Here is a 24286-nt window from a genome sequence, read left to right on the forward strand (position 1 = left end):
TCTGCCACGCGGCTACGGGAGACGGCCGCGGTGCCGTCGTCCAGGTCACCCCGGATAGGATCGGCACCTGCGTCACAGTCGTGTCGCAGTCCGACCCGCGCACCTGAGGAGAACGCCGCCGCGTGGCCGATCTGCCCGTCGATCTGTCCGAGGACGCCCTGGCCGCTGCGGTCAGCGCGGCCTGTAACGCCTTTGCCGCGGCCGCCGACCTGGACGCGCTGGCCCACGCCAAAACCGAGCACCTCGGTGACAAGGCGCCGCTGGCGCTGGCACGCCAAGCGCTGGCCAAGCTCGACAAGGCCGACCGCGCCGACGCGGGCAAGCGCGTCAACGCCGTCCGCACCGACGCCCAGCGCGCCTACGACGAGCGCCTGGCGGCGCTGCGCGCCGAGCGCGATGCCGCCGTGCTGGCCGCCGAAAGCATCGACGTCACCCTGCCCTCGGCCCGCAAGCCCGTCGGCGCACGGCACCCCATCACCATGCTGGCCGAACACGTCGCCGACACCTTCGTCGCGATGGGCTGGGAACTGGTCGAAGGCCCCGAGGTCGAAGCCGAACACTTCAACTTCGACGCGCTGAACTTCCCGGTCGACCACCCCGCGCGCAGCGACCAGGACACCTTCCACATCGCCCCGGCCGGATCGCGGCAACTGCTGCGCACGCACACCTCGCCGGTGCAGATCCGTGCCCTGCTGGCCCGCGAACTGCCGGTCTACGTCGTCTCGATCGGGCGCACCTTCCGCACCGACGAACTCGACGCCACCCATACCCCGGTGTTCCACCAGGTCGAGGGGCTTGCGGTCGACCGCGGCCTGACCATGGCACACCTGCGTGGCACCCTGGACGCCTTCGCCCAGTCGGAGTTCGGTCCGGCTGCCAAGACCCGCATCCGGCCGCACTTCTTCCCCTTCACCGAGCCGTCGGCCGAGGTCGACATCTGGTTCGAGGGCAAGAAGGGCGGACCCGGCTGGGTGGAATGGGGCGGTTGCGGAATGGTGCACCCCAACGTGCTGCGCGCGGTGGGCATCGACCCGACCCAATACTCCGGCTTCGCCTTCGGCATGGGATTGGAGCGAACCCTGCAGTTCCGCAACGGAATCCCCGACATGCGCGACATGGTCGAGGGCGACGTCCGGTTCTCCCTGCCGTTCGGGGTGGGTGCCTGATGCGTATTCCCTACAGCTGGTTGAAGGAAGCCCTGGTTGCCGGTGCGCCAGGCTGCTCGGATATCACCCCCGACGAGCTCGAGCAGGCGCTGCTGCGGATCGGCCACGAGGTCGAGGGCGTGCACACCCTGGGCCCGGTCACCGGGCCGTTCAAGGTCGGCCGGGTCGTCGAGATCGAGGAACTCACCGAGTTCAAGAAGCCGATCCGGGCCTGCCGAGTCGACGTCGGCGAAGCCGAGCCGCGCGACATCGTCTGCGGTGCTAGCAATTTCGTCGTCGGCGACCTGGTCGCGGTGGCACTGCCCGGCGCGGTGCTGCCCGGTGATTTCGCGATTGCCACCCGCAAGACCTACGGCCGCACCTCCGACGGCATGATCTGCTCGGCATCCGAAATACGGCTGAGCACAGATCATTCCGGCATCTTGGTGCTGCCGGAAGGCACCGCCGAGCCGGGTGCGGATGCCGCGGAAGTGCTAGGTCTCGACGACGTGGTCTACGAGCTGGCCATCACCCCCGACCGCGGCTACTGCATGTCGGTACGCGGGCTGGCGCGCGACATCGCCAACGCGCTGGACCTGGACTTCGTAGACCCAGCCGCGGTTCCGGCGTTGCCCGCCGACGGTGAGGCGTGGCCGCTGAGTGTGCAACCCGGCACCGGGGTGCGCCGCTTTGCGCTGCGCAGCGTCACCGGTATTGACCCGGCGGCGGTCTCGCCGTGGTGGCTGCAACGCCGCCTGGCGCTGTGCGGGATCCGGGCGATCTCCCCGGCCGTCGACGCCACCAACTACGTCATGGTCGAACTCGGCCACCCGATGCACGCCCACGACCGGGCCCGCATCACCGGCGGCTTCGGCGTGCGCTTCGCCGCGGCCGGCGAGACCGTCACCACCTTGGATGACATCGAGCGCAAGCTCGAGCCGGTCGACGTGCTCATCGTCGACGACGTCGCCACCGCCGCGATCGGCGGGGTGATGGGCTCGGGTAGCACCGAAATGCGCGACGACTCAACCGATGTGCTGCTGGAAGCCGCAATCTGGGATCCCGCGGCGGTATCGCGGACCGCACGGCGGCTGCACCTGCCCAGCGAGGCCGCCCGGCGCTACGAGCGCTCGGTGGACCCGGCCATCTCGGTGGCCGTGCTGGATCGCTGCGCGAGGCTGCTGGCCGAAATCGCTGGGGGAGTCATCGGTTCGGGCCTGACCGACTGGCGTGGCGACCCGCCCGTCGAGGACTGGAGCCAGGCTCCCATCGAGATTCCCGCCGACCTGCCGGACCGCACCGCGGGAGTCGGCTACCCCGAGGGCACCACCGTTCGCCGACTGACCCAGATCGGCTGCGAGGTGGCGGTCGCCGGTGACGTCCTGACCGTCACCCCGCCGAGCTGGCGGCCGGACCTGCGTCAGCCTGCCGACCTGGTCGAGGAGGTGCTGCGGCTGGAGGGGCTGGAGTCCATCCCGTCGGTGCTGCCCGCCGCACCGGCCGGGCGTGGCCTGACCGCCACCCAGCGTCGGCGCCGCGCAATCGGCAAGTCGCTGGCCCTGGCCGGCTACGTCGAGGTGCTCACCACACCGTTCCTGCCCGCCGGGGTGTTCGACACCTGGGGGCTGGCCGATGACGACCCGCGCCGCGCCACGGTATCGGTGCTCAACCCGCTGGAGGCCGACCGGCCCCAGCTGGCCAGCACGTTGCTGCCCAGCCTGTTGGAAGCCTTGGGCCGCAACGTGTCCCGCGGCATGAATGACGTCGCGCTGTTTGCCATCGCGCAGGTGGTGCAGTCGGTGGGCCCAGCCGAATTCCCGGCCGTCACGCCCGCCCGGCGCCCGACCGATGCCGAGATCGCCGGGATCGACGCCGCCCTGCCGCGCCAGCCGCAGCACATCGCGGTCGCGCTGACCGGCCTGGCCGAGCCCCGCGGACCGTGGGGCCCGGGCCGGCCGGTGGAGGCCGCCGACGCCATCGAGGCGGCACGGGTGATCGCCCGTGCCAGCGGCGTCGAGGTCACGCTGCGCTCCGCGGCCTACCTGCCGTGGCATCCGGGCCGCTGCGCCGAGGTGCTCGTCGGCGAGACCGTGATCGGTCACGCCGGCCAGCTGCACCCGGCCGTCATCGAGCGCGCGGGCCTGCCCAAGGGCACCTGTGCGGTCGAACTCGACCTGGACGCCATCGGAGTGACCGCGGCGCTGCCGGCTCCCCGGGTGTCGCCGTTCCCGGCGGTGTTCCAGGACCTGGCCCTGGTGGTCGATGAGAAGGTGACCGCCCAATCGGTGGCCGACGCGGTGCGCGAGGGCGCCGGTGAGCTGCTGGAGGACATCGCGCTCTTCGACGTCTACACCGGTCCGCAGGTCGGCGAGGGCCACAAGTCGCTGGCGTTCGCGCTGCGCTTTAGGGCCGCCGATCGCACGCTGACCGAGGACGAGGCGAGTGCGGCCCGCGATGCCGCCGTCGCCCGCGCCGGCGAGGCCGTCGGCGCCGTGCTGCGCTAACGCAGGAGCGGGGTTTCGGTCTCCCACAGCGCCCGCCACTGGTGTTCCTCGTCGGTCTTCTGCCGGTTGAGCTCCGCCGACGGGGTGCTGAGGTGAATCTGCGGGGGCTCGGCGAAGAAGTCACCGGCGCCCCGCGATGACGCGCCGGCCCCGGTGTCCAGGTAGCAGTAGCCTTGTCCGGAGAGTTCCTCGGTGCCGTCGATGACCCCGAGGTAATGCAGGGCACTACGGGCCGCCGACACCGCGCCGTTGCGGGCGAAGGCCGCTGCCTTGGGCAACGATCGACCCCACGGGGTGGTGACGCTCGTGGTGTCGCCGATCGCGTAGATGCCCGGGTGTCGGGTTCCCATGGTGGCGGTATCGACGCTGATCCACTCCTCGTCGCCGATGGTGACGGCCGGGCGGTGCGGCGGGATGAACATCAACAAGTCGAAACCGGCCTCGGTGCCGTTGTCGAATGTGACTGTCCGGCGCGCGGCGTCAACGGCGGCGACCTGGTGTTCGGCATGAAATGCGATGCCCCGCTGCTGTAGGAAAGCGATGAGCTCTACCCCGGCGTAGGGGCCGGCGGACGGCATGGGTTGCGCTTCGGGCGTGTAGGCGGTGATCTCGGTGGCAGCCCGTGCGCCGGTGGCCTCCAGCAGGTCGGCCGCGAGCATCGCGCCCTCGTAGGGCGCCACTGGGCAGCGATAGACCGGTGAGGTCACCAGGAACATCAGTCGCCCTCCGGAGAAACCGCTCAGGGCACGATGCGCCTCGGCCGCGGCGTCGTAGTCGTAGTAGTGAACTGCCACCCCGTTGATCACCGCATCGGCCAGCCCCGGCACCCGATCCACGGCGTTGCGCGCACCGGTGGCCAGGATCAGGGCGTCGAACTCCAGCGTGGTGTCGTCGGCGAGGGTGACCTCTCGCCGCCGAGGGTCGATCGCGCTGACTCGACCGGTGACCCGGTTGACCCGACTCAGTGCAGCTTCGGTGGGCCGGATCGGCACGCTGTCGGCTGCGCGCCAGCCTCGCATCACCCACGGCAGGGTGAATCCGAGGAAGTGGGAGAAGTCCTCGTCGACGATGGTGATGTCGATCTCGTCGAGTATCGCTGCTGCCGAGTCGTATTCGGCGATCTCCTTGATGACGCTCAAGCCGCCGACGCCGGCGCCGAGGATGAGCAATTTCTTGGCGGCCGGGTCCTGTGGCATGGGCTGTTCCTTCCTTGGATGGCTTCGTGCAGTCCATCGGGCCAAATCCGTACATACCCGCTGGGGTATGCTAGATACCCTAGCGGGTATTGGGGAAGTCGTCCATGGCGGGACCTGACCGCCGAGCCGCCCACGAGAGAGGACGCCGATGAAACGCGACCAGCATGCTGCCGGAACTGAGCGGTCGGCTTTCAAGCCGCCGCGCCCATCGGGGTGGCCCTTGGAGCGTGTTCTGCACCTGATGGCGGGGACGGTGGTGCTCGTCAGCTCGACGCTGGCGCACTTCGTCAGCCCCCTGTGGCTGATCCTGACCGGTTTTGTGGGCTTCAGCCTGCTGCTTGATGCGTTCTTGGGCTGGTGTCCGGCGAGTCTGGTGCTGTACCGCCTGGGCATACGCACCTCCGCGGAGTGCGGGATTCGCGGCGACAGCTTGATCCCGTAGCCCGCGCCGTTGCGGTGACGCGTCGTGCTTCCCGGCGAAGGTTCACCTGAAGATCATCCGTTTGGATGATGTGCGCCGCGTTTGCGCTTCGTTGACTGTTTCCTGAGACGTTCGGAGTCACCGGGCGGGGGCGGGGATGGGGTGCGTCATGGATGCTCAAGGACACGGCCGGGTCAACCGGCAGCGGGCGGTGGGGGCCACGAGCACGGTGGCCGGATTCCTGGCTTTCGGGGTGATGCCGTTGTGTGCGGCACCCGAGGCGCAGGCCGACTTCGGATTCGAGGACCTGTTCGATCCCGCCGCGTGGATCCAAACTGCGCCAGCGGATTTCGACGGCTGGACCGAACCCTCAGCGTGGGATGCGCTGTTGTCCGGGTTCGGCGAGGCATCGGCGGAGCCGGCCGCGGCCGATACCTGGAATGCAACGGCGTTCCTCGACCAGTGGTTCTATGAGCCCTTGCACGACGGCCTGCAGCAGTGGATCGCCAGCCCGTTCGGAACCCAGGTCGACGACTTCATCAACCAGGTGTCCGGGCAGTTCCTGATCGGAAACGGTACTGACGGAACGCTGCAGAACCCGGACGGCGGGAACGGCGGATTGTGGTTCGGCGACGGTGGGGCGGGCTATGACGGCACCGGCCAGGGCGTGGCCGGTGGCGACGGCGGCGACGCCGTGGGCTGGATCGGCAACGGCGGCGCCGGCGGGGCGGGAGCGGCCGGTTTGGCCGGCGGCGACGGCGGCTCCGGTGGCCTGATGGCCGGTTCCGGCGGTGCGGGCGGCGAAGGCGGGGCCGGGATCGCCGGCGGGGCCGGTGGTGCCGGCGGTGACGGCGGGGCCGCGCCCGGGTGGCTGTTCGGCTTGGGCGGCCTCGGCGGTGCCGGCGGCGACGGTGGTGTGGGTGTGACCGGTGCGGCGGGGCAGTGGGCGCTGGGCGGCGGTGTCGGCGGGGTTGGCGGTGTCGGCGGGGCCGGCGGCGCGGGCGGTCAGGGCGGCAATGCCGCGGGGATGTTCGCCAACGGCGGCGGGGGTGGCGCCGGCGGCAACAGCGGCGACGGCGGCCGGGGCGGCGGCGGGGCAATCGGCGACGCCGCGACCCGCGGCAGCGGCGGCAACGGTGGTACCGGTGGCAACGCCGGTAGCAGCGTCGGAGTCGGCGGTGCCGGCGGTACCGCCGGCCTAGTGGGCCAGCAGGGCGCTCGCGGCAGCGATGGAACGCTGGGTAACGGCGGTGACGGTGGCGATGGCGGCGATGGGGTCAGCGGTGCCTACATACTGGCCGGCGACGGCGGTGACGGTGGTGCCGGCGGTAGCGGACTGGTCGGCGGCAACGGCGGCGTCGGCGGTGACGGTGGTGTGGGCTCCGGGCTGCGCGAAGAGCCGTTGGGACTGGCCCAGTTCCTGGCCGCACAGACCGGTGGCAACGGCGGTACCGGTGGCACCGGTGGTCTGAGCATGGTGGCCGGCGGTGTGGCCGGCGGCGGCGGTGACGGCGGGGCCGGTGGTGACGGCGCCAGGTACATCGACGGGGTGCCGGGCGTAGGCGGCCCCGGGCAGGGCGGAGTCGGAGGCGCCGGTGGTGCGGGCGAGGCCGGCGGCACCGGCGGGCCCGGCTACGGCGGGGGTGGCGGTGGCGGTGGCGGCGGCGCCGCCATCTACAGCACCGGAGGCGGGAATGCCGGTGGTACCGCGATTGGCGGGAACGGCGCTGCGGGCGGCGCGGGGTCGGCCACCGCGGCCGGCGGTACCGGTGGACACGGTGGCTGGGCTCTCATTTCCGCTGACGGAGCCGGCAGTGTCGCCGGCGGCGCCCTGAGTGTGGCGACCGGAGGGGCAGGCGGTGCCGCCGTCGGAAGCGGCGTCGGCGGTGCCGGCGGCTTGGCCGCCATTCTGGCCGACAGCGCGGGCAACGCCAGCGGTACGGTGACCGCCGGTCACGGCGGCGCCGGCAGTGACGGCGGCACCGGCGGCGACGGGGGCGTGGCCGCGAACGCGGCATTGCTGACTACCGGCGGCACCGCCACCGGTGACTCCGTCGGAGGCAACGGCGGCGACGCCACCGGCACCGGCAGCATCGGCGGTAACGGGGGCGGGGGTGCGGTCCAGGTCAGCCAAGCTCCTGGCTCCGCGACCGGCACCGGCACCGGCGGGCAGGGCGGGGCCGCCAGCAACGGCGGCCACGGTGGTAACGGCGGAATTGGCGGGGTGGCGAGTTTCTGCGACTGCTCGACCAGCGGTGACGGGCGCGGCGGCGACGGGGGTGCCGCGGACGGGGTCGGCAGCGTGGGTGGCGACGGCGGCGGCGGTGCGGTACAGGCACTGGGCACCGGCTCCGGCTTCATCACCGGTGGTACTGCCACGGGCGGTAACGGCGGGGCCGGTAGCGGTGGAGCCCACGGTGGCGCCGGCGGCATCGGCAAGGTCGAGGGCGACGGGGCTAGCTTCTACTCCATTTCCGGCGGCAGTGCGACCGGCGGAAACGGTGGCGACTCAGGCGCCCCAGGCGTCGGAACCGCGATCGGTGGTGCCGGCGGAGCCGGAGGTCTGGGTCAAGTCGAGATGGACACCGGGTCCAGCACGGGCGCTGTCTCCCGCGGCGGTGACGGTGGCGTCGGCGGTGACGGCGGCGCTCCCGGTGCCAACGGAACCGGCGTCGGTGGGGTAGGAGGCGCGGGCGGCACCGGTGGTGAGGATGGCACCGGCGTGGGTGGCGTCGGCGGCAACGGGGGTCGCGGCGGCAACGGCGGGTTCGACGGCACCGTTGGGGCCGTCGGGTCAGCCGGCGCCGACAACCCCTGATCGCACGCACATCGCCAGCTGCCGCTGACAGCCGCGGAGATCCTGCTCGAATCTGCGCAGACAGCAGTCGCCGCTCGGGCATGCTGAGAGTCGCCACCGTTCGCGGAGCGGGACCTTGAGGGGGTCGACTCGATGCACGAACCCGAAACCGTCGACGTTGTCGTCCTCGGTGCCGGACCGGTCGGGGAGAACGTCGCCGACCGCGCCCGCGCCGCCGGACTGGCGGTGGCGATCGTGGAGCGCGAACTCATCGGCGGTGAATGTTCTTACTGGGCCTGCGTACCCAGCAAGGCGCTGCTGCGGCCGGTGCTCGCGCTCGACGATGCGCGCCGCGTCGACGGCGCGCGACAGGCCGTCAGTTCTTCGATCGACGCCGCCGGGGTGTTTGGGCGCCGCAATCGCTATGTGGGGGACTGGGACGACTCCGGGCAGGCGGACTGGGTCAACGGGATCGGCGCGACCCTGGTGCGCGGCCACGGTCGCCTGGACGGGCCACGACGGGTGGTCGTCGCCACCGAGGCTGGCGACGTGACGCTGACCGCCCGGCACGCCGTCGTCATCTGCACCGGAACCCGGGCGGCCGTGCCGGATCTGCCGGGAATGGCCGACGCCCGTCCGTGGACCAACCGCGAAGCCACCGAGGCCACGTCGGTGCCCCGGCGCCTCGCCGTGGTCGGGGCCGGCGGGGTGGGCGTTGAGATGGCTACCGCCTGGCAGGGATTGGGCTCGGCGGTGACGCTGCTGGTGCGCGGATCGGGGTTGCTGCCGCGGATGGAACCGTTCGTCGGCGAGTACGTCGCCCGCGGCCTGGCCGACGCCGGAGTCGATGTGCGCACCGGTGTTTCGGTCGCCCGGCTCGAGCGGGCGGGCGACGGCCCGGTGCGGTTGCAGCTGACCGACGACACCGAGCTCGAGGTCGACGAGATCCTGTTCGCGACCGGCCGCACCCCGCTCACCGGCGACATCGGCCTGGAAACCGTCGGGCTCACCCCCGGCGACTGGCTGGAGGTCGACGACACCTGCCGGGTGCGCGCCGTCGACGACGGGTGGCTGTATGCGTGCGGCGACGCCAATCACCGCGCACTGCTCACCCACGAGGGCAAATATCAGGCGCGCATCGCCGGCGACGCCATCGGCGCCCGGGCCGCCGGGCAACCACTGGACACCGCGCCGTGGGGCGTGCACGCCGCCACCGCCGACCATCACGCCGTACCGCAGGTCTTCTTCACCGACCCCGAAGCGGCCGCGGTCGGGCTCACCGCCGAGCAGGCCGAGCGGGCCGGCCGCCGGGTGCAGGTGGTGGACGTGGAGATCGGCGACGCGGTGATGGGGGCCAAGCTGCACGCCGACGGCTACCGCGGGCGTGCGCGCATGGTGGTCGACGCCGACGAATCGTTCTTGCTCGGCGTGGCATTCGTCGGCCCCGGCGTGGCCGAGCTGCTGCATTCGGCCACCATCGCCGTCGCCGGACGGGTGCCGATGCACCGGCTGTGGCACGCGGTGCCGTGCTTCCCGACGATCAGCGAGATCTGGCTGCGGTTGTTGGAGGCCTACCGCGACGGGGAGCAGGGCTAGCGGAACCGAGCCGTCAGCCGTTTTGCAGTAACTCCGCGCCCTCGCCGCTGAGATGGGGCAGCGCGGCCGAGTCGCGCCCGGTTGCCAACAGGAGTAGCGCCGAAACCGGCCCTTCGATGATCGGGCCGGAGCCCTTGTCCCACTCGGTGTCCAGTGCGCGCACCCGGTAGGGCGCCAACCGGGTGGCCGCATAGAAGGGGAATCGCGGGTTCCAGACGCTTTCGAGTGCCACTTGCGCTGCAGCCGTGGGCATCTCGCGCTGCAGACCGAGTGGGACCGCGATGTCCTGGCCGTGTACCAGCAGGTCCATCAGCCGATCGGTCGGGGTCGTGCTGACGGCGGTGAAGCGCGAGCCGATCGTGCTACGCAACTCGCTGAGCAGTTCTCGATCATCGGTCTTCGCGGCGTGCCGAGTCGCGGTATCGAGCATCATGCGGTCGACACTGCCGCGAGCCCGCAGCAGACTGACCAGAATTCGGCCGACGTGGGCGTGGGCCGAGATCGCCAGATGGGCGACCACATCTCGGACCTGCCACCCCTGGCACAGGCTGGCATGGCGCCACTGCGATGCGGTGAGGTGTTCCAGCAGTTCCGCCAGGCTGCTCCGCTCGGCGTCCGCGGCTCGCCAGATGTCCTCGGTGTTCACGGCCTGCTCCCTTCGATTGACGTCTACGCTAGGGGAGATCGCGGGCCCGACGGCTACTCTCGGCCTTGCGCAGCGAGCGTTCTTGGAGGCGCTCCGCCGTCCTGTTTAATGAGTTTGCATCTATACGCATAGTCATGCAGAATCGTCCAGTGACCAAAGCGATCAAAGTGGCGGTGGCTGGTGCCAGCGGCTACGCCGGCGGGGAGATCCTGCGGCTGCTGCTCGGGCACCCCGCCTACGCCGACGGCCGGCTGAGCATCGGCGCGCTGACCGCCGCCGGCAATGCCGGCAGCACCCTGGGCGAACAGCACCCGCACCTGGTGCCGCTGGCTGACCGCGTCCTCGAACCGACCGAGGTCGACACTCTGGCCGGACACGACGTGGTGTTCCTCGGCCTGCCGCACGGACATTCGGCGGTACTGGCCGAGCAGCTCGACGACAACACCGTGGTGGTCGACTGCGGCGCGGACTTCCGGCTGGGCGATCCAACCGATTGGGAACGCTTCTACGGCTCGGCGCACGCCGGCACCTGGCCCTACGGCCTGTCGGAGCTGCCCGGCGGCCGCGACAAACTCATCAACGCCCGGCGAATCGCGGTACCGGGCTGTTACCCGACCGCGGCGCTGCTGGCGCTGTTCCCGGCCGTCGCCGCCGGACTGGTGGAACCCGACGTCACCGTGGTCGCCGTGAGCGGCACCTCCGGTGCCGGCAAGGCCGCCAAGGTCGACCTGCTGGGTTCGGAGGTCATCGGGTCGGCGCGGGCCTACAACATCGGCGGCGCCCACCGGCACACCCCGGAGATCAGCCAAGGGCTGCGGGCGGTCACCCACCGCGACGTCAGCGTCGCGTTCGTCCCGGTGCTGATCCCGGCGTCGCGGGGCATCCTGGCCACCTGCACCGCCAAGACCACGGCGTCGCTGTCCGAACTGCGCGCGGTCTACGAAAAGGCCTACCACGACGAGCCGTTCGTGCACCTGCTGCCGCAGGGGCAGCTGCCCAAGACCGGATCGGTGATCGGCAGCAACGCCGCCCATCTCGCGGTGGCCGTCGACGAGGACGCCTCGACGTTCATCGCAATCGCGGCGATCGACAACCTGGTCAAGGGCACCGGCGGCGCGGCCGTGCAGGCGATGAACCTGGCGCTGGGCTGGCCGGAGACCGAAGGACTTTCCGTCGTAGGAGTTGCGCCATGAGTGACGTTCGGCTGGTGCGCGAACAGGGCGTCACCGCACCCGGCGGATTCCGGGCCGCCGGAATCGCCGCCGGCATCAAGGCTTCCGGTAATCCGGACCTGGCGCTGGTGTTCAACGAGGGCCCGGACTACGCCGCGGCCGGTGTGTTCACCAGCAACCAGGTCAAGGCCGCGCCGGTGCAGTGGAGCCGGCAGGTGCTCAAGGGCGGCCGGCTGCGGGCGGTGGTCCTGAACTCCGGCGGTGCCAACGCCTGCACCGGTCCGGGTGGTTTCCAAGACACCCACACCACCGCCGAAGCCGTCGCTGCGGCACTGTCGCACTGGGGCACCGAGACCGGTGCGGCCGAGGTCGCGGTCTGCTCCACCGGTCTGATCGGTGACCGGCTGCCGATGGACAAGCTGCTGGCCGGTGTCACCGACGTGGTGCAGGCCATGGCCGGCGGCCTGGTCGGAGGAGACGAAGCCGCCCGCGCCATCATGACCACCGACACCGTCCCCAAACAGGTTGCACTGCACCACAAGGGCGACTGGACCGTGGGCGGCATGGCCAAGGGTGCCGGCATGCTGGCACCCTCGCTGGCCACCATGCTGGTGGTGCTGACCACCGACGCCAAGGTCGACGCGGCGGCGCTGGACATTGCCCTGCGCCGGGCCGCCGCGGTGACGTTCGACCGGCTCGACATCGACGGCAGCTGCTCTACCAACGACACGGTGCTGCTGCTGTCGTCGGGCGCCAGCGAGATCACGCCCAGCCAAGAAGATCTGGACGCCGCGGTGTTGGCGGTCTGCGACGACCTGTGCGCCCAGCTTCAGGCCGACGCCGAGGGTGTCACCAAGCGGGTGTCGATCACCGTCAGCGGCGCCGGCAGCGACGCCGACGCCCTGATCGCCGCGCGGATCGTGGCCCGCGACAGCCTGGTCAAGACCGCGCTGTTCGGCTCGGACCCCAACTGGGGACGGGTGCTGGCCGCCGTGGGGATGGTGCCGTTCACCATCGACCCGGACCGGATCACGGTGTCGTTCAACGGCTCCCCGGTCTTCTCCGGCGGCATGCCGATGCCGGGAGCGCGGGAGGTCGACCTGTCCGGGGCGGACATCCACGTGACCGTGGAACTCAACCTCGGCAGCGGGCAGGCCACGGTGCGCACCACCGACCTATCGCACGCTTACGTCGAAGAGAATTCCGCGTATTCGTCATGACCGAACAGCTCAGCACTCAAGTCAAAGCCCAGGTTCTGGCCGAAGCCCTGCCGTGGCTCAAGCAGCTGCACGGCAAGGTCGTCGTCGTCAAGTACGGCGGCAACGCCATGACCGACGACACCCTCAAGCATGCGTTCGCCGCAGATATGGCATTCCTGCGCAACTGCGGCATCCACCCGGTGGTGGTGCACGGCGGCGGGCCGCAGATCAGCGCCATGCTCAAACGGCTCGGCATCGAAGGTGACTTCAAGGGCGGATTCCGGGTCACCACACCGGAAGTGCTCGACGTGGCGCGCATGGTGCTGTTCGGCCAGGTCGGCCGCGAACTCGTCGGCCTGATCAACGCCCACGGCCCGTACGCGGTCGGCATCACCGGCGAGGACGCCGCGCTGTTCACCGCGGTGCGGCGCAGCGTCACCGTCGACGGGGTCGCCACCGATATCGGGTTGGTCGGCGACGTCGACCAGGTCAACACCGCCGCGGTGCTGGACCTCATTGCCGCGGGCCGGATTCCGGTGGTCTCCACCCTGGCGCCCGACCCCGACGGGGTGGTGCACAACATCAACGCCGACACCGCCGCGGCCGCGCTGGCCGAGGCGCTGCGGGCCGAGAAACTGTTGATGCTCACCGACGTTGACGGCCTCTACACCGACTGGCCCAATGCCGAGTCGCTGGTCAGTGAGATCGACACCGCGACGCTGGAGCAACTGTTGCCGAGCCTGGAGTCCGGCATGATCCCCAAAGTCGAAGCCTGCCTGCGCGCCGTCCGCGGTGGGGTGCCCAGCGCCCACATCATCGACGGCCGCGTCGAACACTGCGTGCTGGTCGAGCTTTTCACCCACGCCGGAACGGGAACCAAGGTGGTAAACGCATGAGCAGCCTGCAGGACCGGTGGTCCGCGGTGATGATGAACAACTACGGCACCCCGCCGCTGGCACTGGTCAGCGGCGAGGGCGCGGTGGTGACCGATGAGACCGGCAAGAGCTACGTCGATCTGCTCGGCGGCATCGCGGTGAACGTGCTCGGCCACCGCCACCCGGCGGTGATCGAGGCCGTCACCACCCAGCTGAACACGTTGGGCCACACCTCCAACCTGTACGCGACCGAGCCGGGCATCGCCCTGGCCGAGGGCCTGGTCGATCATCTCGGGGCGCCGGCGCGGGTGTTCTTCTGCAACTCCGGAACCGAGGCCAACGAAGTGGCCTTCAAGATGACCCGGCTCACCGGCAAGACGAAGATCGTTGCCGCGCAAGGTGCTTTTCACGGCCGGACCATGGGATCGCTGGCTCTGACCGGACAGCCCGACAAGCAGGCGCCGTTCGAGCCGCTGCCCGGCGACATCACCCACGTGCCCTACGGCGACACCAAGGCGCTGGCCGCGGCGGTCGATTCGAGCACCGCGGCGGTGTTCCTGGAGCCGATCATGGGGGAGGGCGGCGTCGTCACCCCGCCGGCCGGCTACCTGGCCGAGGCCCGCGGCATCACCGCCGCCCACGGCGCCCTGCTGGTGCTCGACGAGGTGCAGACCGGGATCGGGCGCACCGGTGCCTTCTACGCCCACCAGCACGACGGCATCACCCCGGACATCATCACGCTGGCCAAGGGCCTCGGCGGCGGGCTGCCGATCGGTGCCTGCCTGGCCGTGGGTGCGGCCGGTGACCTGTTGACCCCGGGCTTGCACGGCAGCACCTTCGGCGGCAACCCGGTGTGCACGGCGGCCGCGTTGGCGGTGCTGCGGGCGCTGGCCGACGGCGACCTGATCGCCCGAGCTGCCACGCTCGGCAAGACGCTGAGTCACGGCATCGAGGAACTGGGCCATCCGCTGGTCGACCATGTCCGCGGCAAGGGCCTGCTGCAGGGCGTGGTGCTCACCGAGCCGAAGGCCAAGGCCGTCGAACTGGCCGCCCGCGACGCCGGCTTCCTGGTCAACGCCGCCGCGGCCGGCGTGGTCCGGTTGGCGCCGCCGCTGATCGTCAGCGAGGAGCAGATCGGCAGCTTCATCACCGCGCTGCCGGGCATCCTCGACACCGCCCAGGAGGCTGCACAGTGATCCGCCACTTCCTTCGCGACGACGACGTCACGCCGGCCGAGCAGGCCGAAATCCTGGCTCTGGCAGCGGAACTGAAAGCCGCGCCGTTCAGTCGCCGGCCGCTGGAAGGCCCGCGCGGGGTCGCGGTGATCTTCGACAAGAACTCCACCCGCACCCGGTTCTCCTTCGAGATCGGCATCGCCCAACTCGGCGGGCACGCCGTCGTCGTCGACGGCCGGTCCACCCAGTTGGGGCGCGATGAAACCCTCGAAGACACCGGGCAGGTGCTGTCGCGCTACGTCGACGCCATTGTGTGGCGCACCTTCGCCCAGGACCGGCTGACCGCGATGGCCAGCACCGCAGGCGTGCCGATCGTCAACGCGCTCTCCGATGAGTTCCACCCCTGCCAGGTGCTGGCCGACCTGCAGACCATCGCCGAACGCAAAGGCGCCCTCAAGGGCCTGAAGCTGACCTACCTCGGCGACGGCGCCAACAACATGGCGCACTCGCTGATGCTCGGCGGGGTGACCGCCGGAGTGCACGTCACCGTCGCTGCCCCCGAAGGCTTCACCCCCGACCCCGCCGTGGTCGCCGCCGCCGAGCGGCGTGCCGCCGACACCGGCGCCTCGGTCACCCTGACCGCCGATGCGGCCAAGGCCGCCGCCGGCGCCGACGTGCTGGTCACCGACACCTGGACCTCGATGGGCCAGGAGGACGACGGCCTGGACCGGGTGGCGCCATTTCGGCCGTTCCAGATCAACGACGAACTCGTCGGCCTGGCCGACCCGGAAGTCACGGTGCTGCACTGTCTTCCGGCGCACCGCGGTGACGAGATCACCGACTCGGTGATCGACGGGCCGCGCAGCGCGGTGTGGGACGAAGCCGAGAACCGACTGCACGCGCAGAAGGCGCTGTTGGTGTGGTTGCTGGAACGGTCACGATGAGCCGCGCCGACAGCACCGTCACGCGAGTGGGCCGCCAGGCCCGCATCGTCGAGGTGCTGTCCTCTGCCGCGGTGCGCAGCCAGACCGAGTTGGCCACCATCCTGGCCGCCGACGGCATCGAGGTCACCCAGGCCACCTTGTCGCGCGACCTCGAAGAGCTGGGCGCGGTGAAGCTGCGGGGTGTCGACGGGGGAGCCGGGGTGTATGTGGTGCCCGAGGATGGCAGCCCGGTGCGCGCCGTCTCCGGCGGCACCGACCGGTTGTGCCGGCTGCTGGGCGAGCTGCTGGTGTCCACCGATGCCACCGGAAATCTCGCCGTGCTGCGCACCCCGCCCGGGGCAGCGGACTACCTGGCCAGCGCCATCGATCGGGCCGCGCTACCGTACGTCGTCGGCACCATCGCCGGGGATGACACCATCTTCGTGGCGGCCCGTGAGCCGATGACCGGCGCCGAACTCGCCGCCACCCTCAACGACCTGCAGTAATACCCAGAAGCACACAGCAACACATAGCAAGGAGAACTCGATGTCCGAACGCGTCATCCTGGCGTATTCCGGCGGCCTGGACACTTCGGTGGCGATCAGCTGGATCGGCAAGGAGACCGGCCGCGAAGTGGTCGCCGTCGCCATCGACCTCGGCCAGGGCGGCGAGGACATGGAAGTGGTGCGCCAGCGGGCCCTGGACTGCGGTGCGGTGGAGGCCGTCGTGGTCGACGCCCGCAACGAGTTCGCCGACGAGTACTGCCTGCCGACCATCAAGGCCAACGCGCTCTACATGGACCGCTACCCGCTGGTCTCGGCCATCAGCCGGCCGCTGATCGTCAAGCACCTGGTGGACGCCGCACGCAGCCATGGCGGCACCATCGTCGCCCACGGCTGCACCGGCAAGGGCAACGACCAGGTCCGCTTCGAGGTCGGCTTCGCTTCGCTGGCACCCGAACTCGACGTGATCGCCCCGGTCCGTGACTACGCCTGGACCCGGGAGAAGGCGATCGCGTTCGCCGAGCAGAACGACATCCCGATCAATGTCACCAAGCGCTCGCCGTTCTCCATCGACCAGAATGTGTGGGGCCGGGCGGTCGAGACCGGATTCCTCGAAGACCTGTGGAACGCCCCCACCAAGGACGTCTACGACTACACCGAGGACCCGACGGTCAACTTCAACGCCCCCGACGAGCTGATCATCAGCTTCGACAAGGGCCGCCCGGTGGCCATCGACGGTCGTCCGCTCAGCGTGCTGGAGATCATCCAGGAGCTCAACACCCGGGCCGGCGCGCAGGGCGTGGGACGGCTCGACGTGGTCGAGGACCGGCTGGTGGGCATCAAGAGCCGCGAGATCTACGAGGCGCCCGGCGCGATGGTGCTGATCACCGCGCACACCGAGCTCGAGCACGTCACCCTGGAGCGTGAACTGGGCCGCTACAAGCGTGGTGTGGACCGCAAGTGGGGCGAGCTCACCTACGACGGCCTGTGGTTCAGCCCGCTCAAGCGGTCGCTGGAGGTGTTCGTCGAGGACACCCAGCAGCACGTCTCCGGTGACATCCGCCTGGTCCTGCACGGCGGCAGCATCATCGTCAACGGCCGCCGCAGCGCGGAGTCGCTCTACGACTTCAACCTGGCCACCTACGACGAGGGCGACACCTTCGACCAGACCGCGGCGCGTGGCTTCGTGCAGATCCACGGGTTGAGCTCCAAGATCTCCGCCCGCCGGGACTTGGGGTGAGCACCAACGAGGGATCACTGTGGGGCGGGCGGTTCGCCGAAGGACCGTCCGACGCGCTTGCGGCGCTGAGCAAATCCACCCACTTCGACTGGGTGCTGGCGCCCTACGACGTGGCCGCGTCCAAGGCGCACGCGAAGGTGCTCTTTCATGCCGGGCTGCTCACCACCGAGCAGCGTGACGGTCTGCTGGCCGGCCTGGACAGCCTCGGCGAAGACGTCGCCGACGGCAGCTTCGGGCCGCTGGTCACCGACGAGGACGTGCACGGCGCGCTGGAGCGCGGCCTGATCGACCGGGTCGGTCCTGATCTGGGCGGCCGGCTGCGTGCCGGACGCTCGCGAAACGACCAGGTGGCCACGCTGTTTCGGATGTGGCTGCGCGACGCGGTGCGCCGCGTGGCCGCCGGGGTGCTCGATGTGGTCGAGGCGCTGGCCCACCAGGCCGGTGCCCACCCGAGCGCGATCATGCCGGGCAAGACGCACCTGCAGTCGGCGCAGCCGGTGCTGCTGGCCCACCACCTGCTGGCGCATGCCCACCCGCTGCTGCGCGACGTGGACCGGATCCTCGACTTCGACGCCCGCGCCGCGATCTCGCCGTACGGGTCGGGCGCGTTGGCCGGCTCGTCGCTGGGGTTGAACCCGGACGCCATCGCCGCCGAACTCGGCTTCACCGCGGCCGCCGACAACTCGATCGATGCCACCGCCGCCCGCGACTTCGCCGCTGAGGCCGCGTTCGTGTTCGCGATGATCGCCGTCGACCTGTCCCGGCTGTCCGAAGACATCATCTTGTGGAGTTCAACGGAATTCGGCTACGCCGTGCTGCACGATTCCTGGTCGACCGGCAGCTCGATCATGCCGCAGAAGAAGAACCCCGACATCGCCGAGCTGGCCCGCGGGAAGTCCGGCCGGTTGATCGGCAACCTGACCGGCCTGCTGGCGACGCTGAAGGCCCAGCCGCTGGCCTACAACCGGGACCTGCAGGAGGACAAGGAGCCGGTGTTCGACTCGGCGGCGCAGCTCGAGCTGCTGTTGCCGGCGATGGCCGGGCTGGTCGGCACCTTGCGTTTCGACACCGAGCGGATGGCCGCGCTGGCACCGGCCGGCTACACCCTGGCCACCGACATCGCCGAATGGCTGGTGCGCCAAGGTGTCCCGTTCCGTATCGCGCACGAGGCAGCGGGTGCGGCGGTGAAGGTCGCCGAGCAGCGCGGCGTCGGCCTCGACGAGCTGACCGATGCCGAACTGGCCGCCATCAGCCCAGACCTCACCCCGCAGGTGCGCGAGGTGCTGACCGTCGAGGGCTCGGTGGGCTCTCGTGACGCCCGCGGCGGTACCGCGCCGGTGCGGGTGGCCGAGCAGCTGGCAGCGGTCCGCGAAGCCGTCAGCCAGGCGCGCCGTCGAACGGCCGGTTAACCGAACTAATCCGGCGAGTCGCGGTAGTACGACGTCAGGTTCTCGGCGAGTTCGTCGAACAGGTCCTGGTTGAGTCCGAATGCGTGCCTGACCTCCTCGACCACGCGAGCGATTTCGTCGGGCTCCAGACCGAGCTCGTCGAGGCGGGCACGGTAGGCGTCCTTGTACGGCTTGGCCCGCACCGGAAACTCGTAGAACGACAGGCCGGCGCCGCCGAGCTCGAAGGTGCGGTCCAGTACGCGCCCGATCGCCTGGCCGCCGGAGAGGTCTCCGAGGTAGCGCGTGTAGTGGTGGGCCAGCAACTCGCTGGTCGAGGCCGCGGCGATCCGGTGGCAGTAGGCCTGAGCGGCGGGCGAATCGACCTCCGCAACGGCTCCGCCGGCCCAGAACTCCAGGTCGGCCTCGATCGCTGCGAGCCGTTCCAGTGCGGGGTCGTACACCGATGCGACGAGAGCGTCGTCGCGTTTCGCCCGTATCGCGGCCTCCAGTGCGGCGTAGACCATCCGCAACCGCAGCAGGTAATCGACGTAGCCCTGTTCGTTGACCTTGCCGCCCATCAGTTCTGAGACGAACGGCGAGGCCTCGGCGGCGTCGTGCGCGGCTTGTGAGCCTTCCCGCATGGCGGTGGACAACGATCGGACGGCATCGGGGTCAACCGGGGCCTTCAGCGGCATGCTGTGATCCGTTCCCTTCTTCGCGGGTGCTCTCGGTGGTCCAGCTTCCCGGCATCATCGGGTTGGTGGCCCCGTTGCCGAATGCATCTTCCGCCAGCGTAGTGAGTCCGGCCGGGTCCGCCAGTCCAGACTTCGCCACAGTGCCGATCGATCCGAGCTCAGCGTTGCCTGAGGCACTCTCCACGGTGAGGAATTCGTAGCGGTAGCCACGGGCTTTGGCTGTAGCGGTGCGGCGCTTGCGTACCGCGGCCTTCTTACCGGCCGCCGCCACTGCGGCGGTGTCGGCTTCGGTGCGCGCACTACGCGAGGCCCGGGAGGCTGCTGTGGCCGGCTGCCCCATGGTGGGGCCGAAGCCGACGCCGGGCCCGCCGCCGGAAACCGCGTAGTAGGGCGCCATCGCGGTGCTAGCGGCCGCCGGAGTCGGAGCCGGTGGCACCGGAGCGGTGGTGACGCTCGGCGACGGTGCCGCAGGTGCTGGGACCGCGGCCGACGGGGGAGTCGGCACCACGACCGCAGCCGGGAAATCCTGGGCAGGCGCGCTGACGACGGCCGGTGCCGGGGTGGCGGGCACCTCGGCCATCGCCGCGAGCCCGGACAAGCCCAACGCGATCGGGATGGCCGCCGATGCCGCCGGCCCCATGATCGCCGCGTAGATCGGCGTTCCCATCACGCCGAAGGTTGCTGCGTAGGCGAAGAGGTAGAACAGCGGCAGCCAGGTGGTTGCCGCCGCCGCTGGGTCGGTCGCAAAGTCGACGACGACCTGGTACAGGGTGCCGAGTGGATCCGACAGCACCCGCTTGAGCATGCGATACATGCTGCTGAAATGTTCGGAACCAGAAAGCCATTCCTCGACGGGGTCGGTGAAGGCGGCGGACCCCGCCTCACCGACACCCGGCTCGAGAACAGACGGCGCCGGCGCCGTCTGGGGTGTTGATGCCACTGTCGCCGCGGAGACTGCCTGGTAGACGCTCATGGTGGTGGCGGCCTGCAGCCACATCCGGATATAGTCCGCCTCGGTGACCGCGATCGGGATCGCGTTGATACCGAAGAAGTTTCTCGCCACCAATACGCCCAGCGTCGCGCGGTTGGCGGCCAGTTCGGCGACGGTCGGCATGGCCGCCAGAGCCGCGGTGTAGGAGCCGGCCGCTGTCTGGAGCTGGGCGGCCGCGCTGGCGCTGTTCGCACCGGCCTGCATCAGCCAGGCCAGGTAGGGCGCGTGCGCGGCAAGGTAGCGTGCCGCGGTTTGCCCCTCCCACGATCCGGCCTGCACGGCACCCAAGATGGTGGTGAGTTCGGCTGCGGCTGTGGCATATTCGCCGCTCAGCGCCGACCAGGCATCGGCAGCGGCCAGTAGGGTTCCGGCCCCGGCCCCGCTGCTGAGCAGGGCGGAGTGCACCTCAGGGGGTAACGCCATCCAGATGGGTGCGGTCATGGTCGTGGGCTCATTCCATGCCGGTGCGGCCGGGAGTCCAGAACGGTTTGGTGCGGATGCGCCGTCGATCCCAGCCGCGTTCGGTGATCAGGATCTTTCGCAGGGTTTGGATGGTGCGGGCCTCACCGGCGAGGTAGGCGATGCCGGGGTGGTCGGGAAGGTCGAGGTTGCGCAGGGCGTCGGCGAGGACGGCGGAGTTCGCGGCCGAGGCGTGACCGCGCTCGACGTGGGTCACGGGCCGCGTGAGGGGTAGGTGATCTGCTTCGGTCGCGGCCTCGACAACGCCGTACACCTCCGCGTCGGGCCGCACCGACCGCAGCATGGCGGCGAACGCGACCGAGGCCGTCTCATCCCCGGCGAACACGTGATAGGCAGCGTCTTGGCGGACGACGAAGTTGCCCTGCGGCCGGGTGAAGTCGACCTGGTCTCCGAGCGACACGGCCGCCGCCCACCGCCGGGCAGGCGTTACGGCGTCTGGATCGAAGCCGTGCTGGCACATCACGATGTCGAGCGTTCCGGCGTCGGGATCGGCGTCGTAGACGGAATAGGTGCGCAAGGCGTCGTGCGGATGCAGCCGCAGCACCGAATCGAGCAGACCGGCGACCTGCAGACGGACATGCTGGCCCGGCGTCCAGGTCAGGCCCCGCAGGCGTGGACCGGTGAAACGGATGCGGCGCATCGTCGGTGTCAGCTGTTCGATCTCCCCGACGGCCGCGGACAGAAACAGCGCGTCGCGCAGGGTGTTGACGAGGGGAAACGAATCGAGGAGCGGTGCCACCGGGGCCTCCAGGGAGTCGAATGAAATTAGGTATGCCTTACCTAAGCGGCGACAGTAGCAGATGTGACGCTGCGTTAGCGTGAATGGATCAACGGCAGCCGAAAGATCTCGACCACGTGGCGCCTGATGGCGGCGATCGCGCTCTGCGGGCTGCTGCCACAGTGCACCGGCGGCGCACCGCCGCCACCCACCTCGGCGCCGGCACCATCGCCGCGCGACGCACCCGAGCCCGCCACCGTCGCACCCGTCACGGCCGCCGAACTCGGCCCGACCTGGCACCGCGACTGCCCGGTCGCCCCCGCGCAGCTGCGGCGGGTCTCGTTGACCTACCTCGGCTTCGACGATCGGCCGCACCGCGGCGAGTTGATCGTGAACCAGGAGCTGGTTGCGCAAGTCATCGCCATATTCGACCGGCTCTACCGGCTGGAGTTCCCGATCGAACGGATGCAATCGGTGGCGCACTATCGGGGTGGTGACGACGAGTTGTCGATGGAGGACAACAACACCTCGGCGTTCAACTGCCGTCGCATCCCGGGCTCGGGCAATTGGGCGCTACACGCCTATGGCCGTGCCATCGATGTCAACCCGCTGCTGAACCCGTTGGTCGATCACGGCAGATTCGAGCCGCGCAACGCCGGGGTCTACCTGGATCGCCGGCGGATCGAACCGGGCCTGCTGCATGCCGGTGACGCCGCGGTTCGTGCCTTCACCGACGCCGGATGGCGCTGGGGCGGCAACTGGAAATCGCCGGTGGACTACCAGCATTTTGAGCGGCGCTGACGCCTATTCCACCAGCTCCGAGAGCTCCAGCCAACGGCCCTCCTGCTCGGCCACCTCGGCCTCCAGTGCTCGCAGTTCCCGGGTGAGCTCCGCCAGACCGACGTGATCGGACTGGTCGAAGGCGGCCAGCTCGTGATGCTTGGCCTCGATCTGCTCGGCCAGCCGAGCCAACCGGCGATCGACGGCGGCCAGATCCTTCTGTGCCGCACGCAGTTCCGCTCCCGACAGCGGAGCCGGACCGTCGGCGGCCGCGGCCGCGGGCCGTGACACCGGTGCTCGACGGGCCTCGGCGGCCAGCTGCAGATACTCGTCGACGCCGCCCGGCAGGTGCCGCAGCCGCCCGTCCAGGATCGCGTATTGGTTGTCGGTGACCCGCTCCAGCAGATACCGGTCATGCGAGACCACGATCAAGGTGCCCGGCCAGGAGTCCAACAGGTCCTCGGTGGCGGTCAGCATGTCGGTGTCGACGTCGTTGGTGGGCTCGTCGAGCACCAGCACATTCGGCTCGGCGAGCAAGGTGAGCATCAACTGCAGCCGCCGCTGCTGCCCGCCGGAGAGCTCGCCGACCCGGGCCGACAGCTGGGCGCTGCCGAAACCGAGTCGCTCCAACAGCTGCGCGGGCGTCATCTCCTTGCCGTCGACCTGGTAGTCGTTGCGCAGCCGGCCCAGCACGTCGGCCACCCGGTCGTCGGTGAGCGTCGCCAACTCCGCCGACTGCTGGTCCAACATGCCCAGTCGCACCGTCTTGCCGCGCTTGACTCGGCCGCTGTCGGGCACCACCGTGCCGGCGATCAGACCGAGCAGGGTGGATTTCCCGGCGCCGTTGGCGCCGACGATTCCGGTGCGCTCGCCGGGGCCGATCCGCCATTCGACGTCGCGCAGAACCGGTTTGCCGTCGAATGAGACCGACACGTCGAGCAGGTCGATGACGTCCTTGCCCAGCCGCGCGGTCGCCAGCTTCATCAGCTCGACTTCGTTGCGCAGCGGCGGAACGTCGGCGATCAGCGCGTTGGCCGCCTCGATGCGGAACTTCGGTTTGGAGGTGCGGGCCGGTGCCCCACGTCGCAGCCACGCCAACTCTTTGCGCAAGAGATTCTGCCGCCTGGCCTCACTGGCGGCGGCCATCCGGTCGCGCTCCACCCGCTGCAGGACATAAGCCGCGTAGCCGCCCTGGAACGGTTCTACGATGCGGTCGTGCACTTCCCAGGTGGTGGTGGCCACCTCGTCGAGAAACCACCGGTCGTGGGTGACGACCAGCAAGGCGCCGGTATTGCGGGCCCAGCGCTGCTGAAGATGTCGCGCCAACCAGGTGATGCCTTCCACATCGAGGTGGTTGGTCGGCTCGTCGAGGCAGATCACGTCCCATTCGCCGATCAGCAAGGCCGCCAACTGCACTCGTCGCCGCTGCCCTCCCGACAGCCCGGAGATGGTTGCGTCCCACGAGATGTCGGAGACCAAGCCGTCCACCACGTCACGGATTCGCGGGTTGGACGCCCATTCATGGTCGGCCTGATCACCGACCAACGCCACCCCCAGCGTGCTGCCGGGATCGAGGGTGTCGGCCTGGTCCAGCAACCCGACCCGCAGGCCGCTGCGTCGGGTGACGCGGCCCGAATCCGGGGTCGCGGCGCCGGCCAACAGGCGCAGCAGCGACGATTTTCCGTCGCCGTTGCGCCCGACGATCCCGATCCGGGCGCCGTCGTTCACCCCGAGGGTGACTGAGTCCAACACCACACCGGTGGGGTACCGCAGGTGAAGGGCCTCAGCTCCGAGCAGGTGTGCCACCGCCGCAACGGTACTGCCTACCCTTGGGCGAATGGT

20 protein-coding genes are annotated in these 24286 nt (G+C 70.2%); 14 read left to right on the forward strand and 6 right to left on the reverse strand.

The genetic code is table 11. The features are described from left to right. The first annotated feature begins 122 nt into the window (after positions 1 to 122). Entirely contained in the window at positions 123 to 1166 is a 1044-nt protein-coding gene (pheS, locus tag ACKY0X_RS09615) for a phenylalanine--tRNA ligase subunit alpha (RefSeq protein ID WP_409429240.1), read from the forward strand. Next, complete coding sequence (gene pheT, locus ACKY0X_RS09620; RefSeq protein WP_409429241.1) at positions 1166 to 3649, forward strand: phenylalanine--tRNA ligase subunit beta; 2484 nt, start codon at positions 1166 to 1168, stop codon at positions 3647 to 3649. Before pheS ends, pheT begins: the two co-directional genes overlap by 1 nt. Here pheT and ACKY0X_RS09625 read toward each other — a convergent pair. After that, positions 3646 to 4845: an NAD(P)/FAD-dependent oxidoreductase gene (locus ACKY0X_RS09625; protein ID WP_409429242.1), complete on the reverse strand. Its 1200-nt coding sequence runs from the start codon at positions 4843 to 4845 to the stop codon at positions 3646 to 3648. The two genes, pheT and ACKY0X_RS09625, sit on opposite strands and share 4 nt — an antisense overlap. Before the next feature lie 220 nt (positions 4846 to 5065). On the opposite strand from ACKY0X_RS09625, the gene ACKY0X_RS09630 reads away from it, so the two are divergent. From ACKY0X_RS09630 to ACKY0X_RS09640, 3 genes are all read left to right on the forward strand, one after another. After that, on the forward strand, positions 5066 to 5287 hold the full coding sequence (locus ACKY0X_RS09630) for a DUF2892 domain-containing protein (RefSeq protein ID WP_409429243.1): 222 nt from the start codon (positions 5066 to 5068) through the stop codon (positions 5285 to 5287). A gap of 148 nt (positions 5288 to 5435) precedes the next feature. Continuing rightward, positions 5436 to 8084: a PGRS repeat-containing protein gene (locus ACKY0X_RS09635; protein WP_409429244.1), complete on the forward strand. Its 2649-nt coding sequence runs from the start codon at positions 5436 to 5438 to the stop codon at positions 8082 to 8084. 132 nt (positions 8085 to 8216) lie between these two features. Further along, positions 8217 to 9659 carry a dihydrolipoyl dehydrogenase family protein gene (locus ACKY0X_RS09640; protein WP_409429245.1) on the forward strand — a complete coding sequence of 481 codons (1443 nt, stop codon included), beginning with the start codon at positions 8217 to 8219 and terminating at the stop codon, positions 9657 to 9659. Between the two features lie 13 nt (positions 9660 to 9672). On the opposite strand, the gene ACKY0X_RS09645 is transcribed toward ACKY0X_RS09640, so the two are convergent. Next, entirely contained in the window at positions 9673 to 10305 is a 633-nt protein-coding gene (locus tag ACKY0X_RS09645; protein WP_409429246.1) for a maleylpyruvate isomerase family mycothiol-dependent enzyme, read from the reverse strand. 134 nt (positions 10306 to 10439) lie between these two features. Here ACKY0X_RS09645 and argC point away from each other — a divergent pair, with 134 nt between their 5' ends. From argC to argH, 8 genes are read left to right on the forward strand one after another with little or no spacing between them, the layout of a single operon-like run. Continuing rightward, the gene (argC, locus tag ACKY0X_RS09650) at positions 10440 to 11498 is read left to right on the forward strand and encodes an N-acetyl-gamma-glutamyl-phosphate reductase (protein WP_409429247.1); all 1059 of its coding nucleotides are present in this window, start codon (positions 10440 to 10442) and stop codon (positions 11496 to 11498) included. Further along, positions 11495 to 12697: a bifunctional glutamate N-acetyltransferase/amino-acid acetyltransferase ArgJ gene (argJ, locus tag ACKY0X_RS09655; protein ID WP_409429248.1), complete on the forward strand. Its 1203-nt coding sequence runs from the start codon at positions 11495 to 11497 to the stop codon at positions 12695 to 12697. The genes argC and argJ overlap by 4 nt, the downstream gene beginning before the upstream one ends. Further along, positions 12694 to 13572, forward strand: coding sequence for an acetylglutamate kinase (gene argB, locus ACKY0X_RS09660; protein WP_409429249.1), 879 nt, complete (start codon positions 12694 to 12696; stop codon positions 13570 to 13572). Before argJ ends, argB begins: the two co-directional genes overlap by 4 nt. Beyond that, entirely contained in the window at positions 13569 to 14747 is a 1179-nt protein-coding gene (locus tag ACKY0X_RS09665) for an acetylornithine transaminase (RefSeq protein WP_409429250.1), read from the forward strand. Before argB ends, ACKY0X_RS09665 begins: the two co-directional genes overlap by 4 nt. Beyond that, complete coding sequence (argF, locus tag ACKY0X_RS09670) at positions 14744 to 15670, forward strand: ornithine carbamoyltransferase (RefSeq protein ID WP_409429251.1); 927 nt, start codon at positions 14744 to 14746, stop codon at positions 15668 to 15670. Before ACKY0X_RS09665 ends, argF begins: the two co-directional genes overlap by 4 nt. Then, positions 15667 to 16155: an arginine repressor gene (locus tag ACKY0X_RS09675; RefSeq protein ID WP_406759961.1), complete on the forward strand. Its 489-nt coding sequence runs from the start codon at positions 15667 to 15669 to the stop codon at positions 16153 to 16155. The genes argF and ACKY0X_RS09675 overlap by 4 nt, the downstream gene beginning before the upstream one ends. 40 nt (positions 16156 to 16195) lie before the next feature. Continuing rightward, the gene (locus ACKY0X_RS09680) at positions 16196 to 17392 is read left to right on the forward strand and encodes an argininosuccinate synthase (protein ID WP_065041823.1); all 1197 of its coding nucleotides are present in this window, start codon (positions 16196 to 16198) and stop codon (positions 17390 to 17392) included. Further along, complete coding sequence (gene argH / locus ACKY0X_RS09685; RefSeq protein ID WP_409429252.1) at positions 17389 to 18801, forward strand: argininosuccinate lyase; 1413 nt, start codon at positions 17389 to 17391, stop codon at positions 18799 to 18801. Before ACKY0X_RS09680 ends, argH begins: the two co-directional genes overlap by 4 nt. A 5-nt stretch (positions 18802 to 18806) precedes the next feature. Here the strand turns inward: argH and ACKY0X_RS09690 are convergent, their stop codons facing one another. From ACKY0X_RS09690 to ACKY0X_RS09700, 3 genes are read right to left on the reverse strand one after another with little or no spacing between them, the layout of a single operon-like run. Next, a complete protein-coding gene (locus tag ACKY0X_RS09690) occupies positions 18807 to 19475 on the reverse strand; it encodes a heme oxygenase (biliverdin-producing) (RefSeq protein WP_409429253.1) in 669 nt (222 codons plus the stop codon). Beyond that, positions 19453 to 20907, reverse strand: coding sequence for a PPE family protein (locus ACKY0X_RS09695; protein WP_409429254.1), 1455 nt, complete (start codon positions 20905 to 20907; stop codon positions 19453 to 19455). The genes ACKY0X_RS09690 and ACKY0X_RS09695 overlap by 23 nt, the downstream gene beginning before the upstream one ends. A 10-nt stretch (positions 20908 to 20917) precedes the next feature. Then, complete coding sequence (locus tag ACKY0X_RS09700) at positions 20918 to 21697, reverse strand: siderophore-interacting protein (RefSeq protein WP_409429571.1); 780 nt, start codon at positions 21695 to 21697, stop codon at positions 20918 to 20920. A gap of 114 nt (positions 21698 to 21811) precedes the next feature. Here ACKY0X_RS09700 and ACKY0X_RS09705 point away from each other — a divergent pair, with 114 nt between their 5' ends. Next, positions 21812 to 22465 (forward strand): M15 family metallopeptidase, encoded by a 654-nt coding sequence (locus ACKY0X_RS09705; RefSeq protein WP_409429255.1) that lies wholly within the window; start codon positions 21812 to 21814, stop codon positions 22463 to 22465. A gap of 3 nt (positions 22466 to 22468) precedes the next feature. Here ACKY0X_RS09705 and ACKY0X_RS09710 read toward each other — a convergent pair whose 3' ends face one another. Further along, the gene (locus tag ACKY0X_RS09710; protein ID WP_409429256.1) at positions 22469 to 24250 is read right to left on the reverse strand and encodes an ABC-F family ATP-binding cassette domain-containing protein; all 1782 of its coding nucleotides are present in this window, start codon (positions 24248 to 24250) and stop codon (positions 22469 to 22471) included. Between the last annotated feature and the right edge of the window lie 36 nt (positions 24251 to 24286).

Origin of the sequence: Mycobacterium sp. SMC-11 (assembly GCF_046250095.1) — a bacterium.
Taxonomy (GTDB): domain Bacteria; phylum Actinomycetota; class Actinomycetes; order Mycobacteriales; family Mycobacteriaceae; genus Mycobacterium; species Mycobacterium heraklionense_A.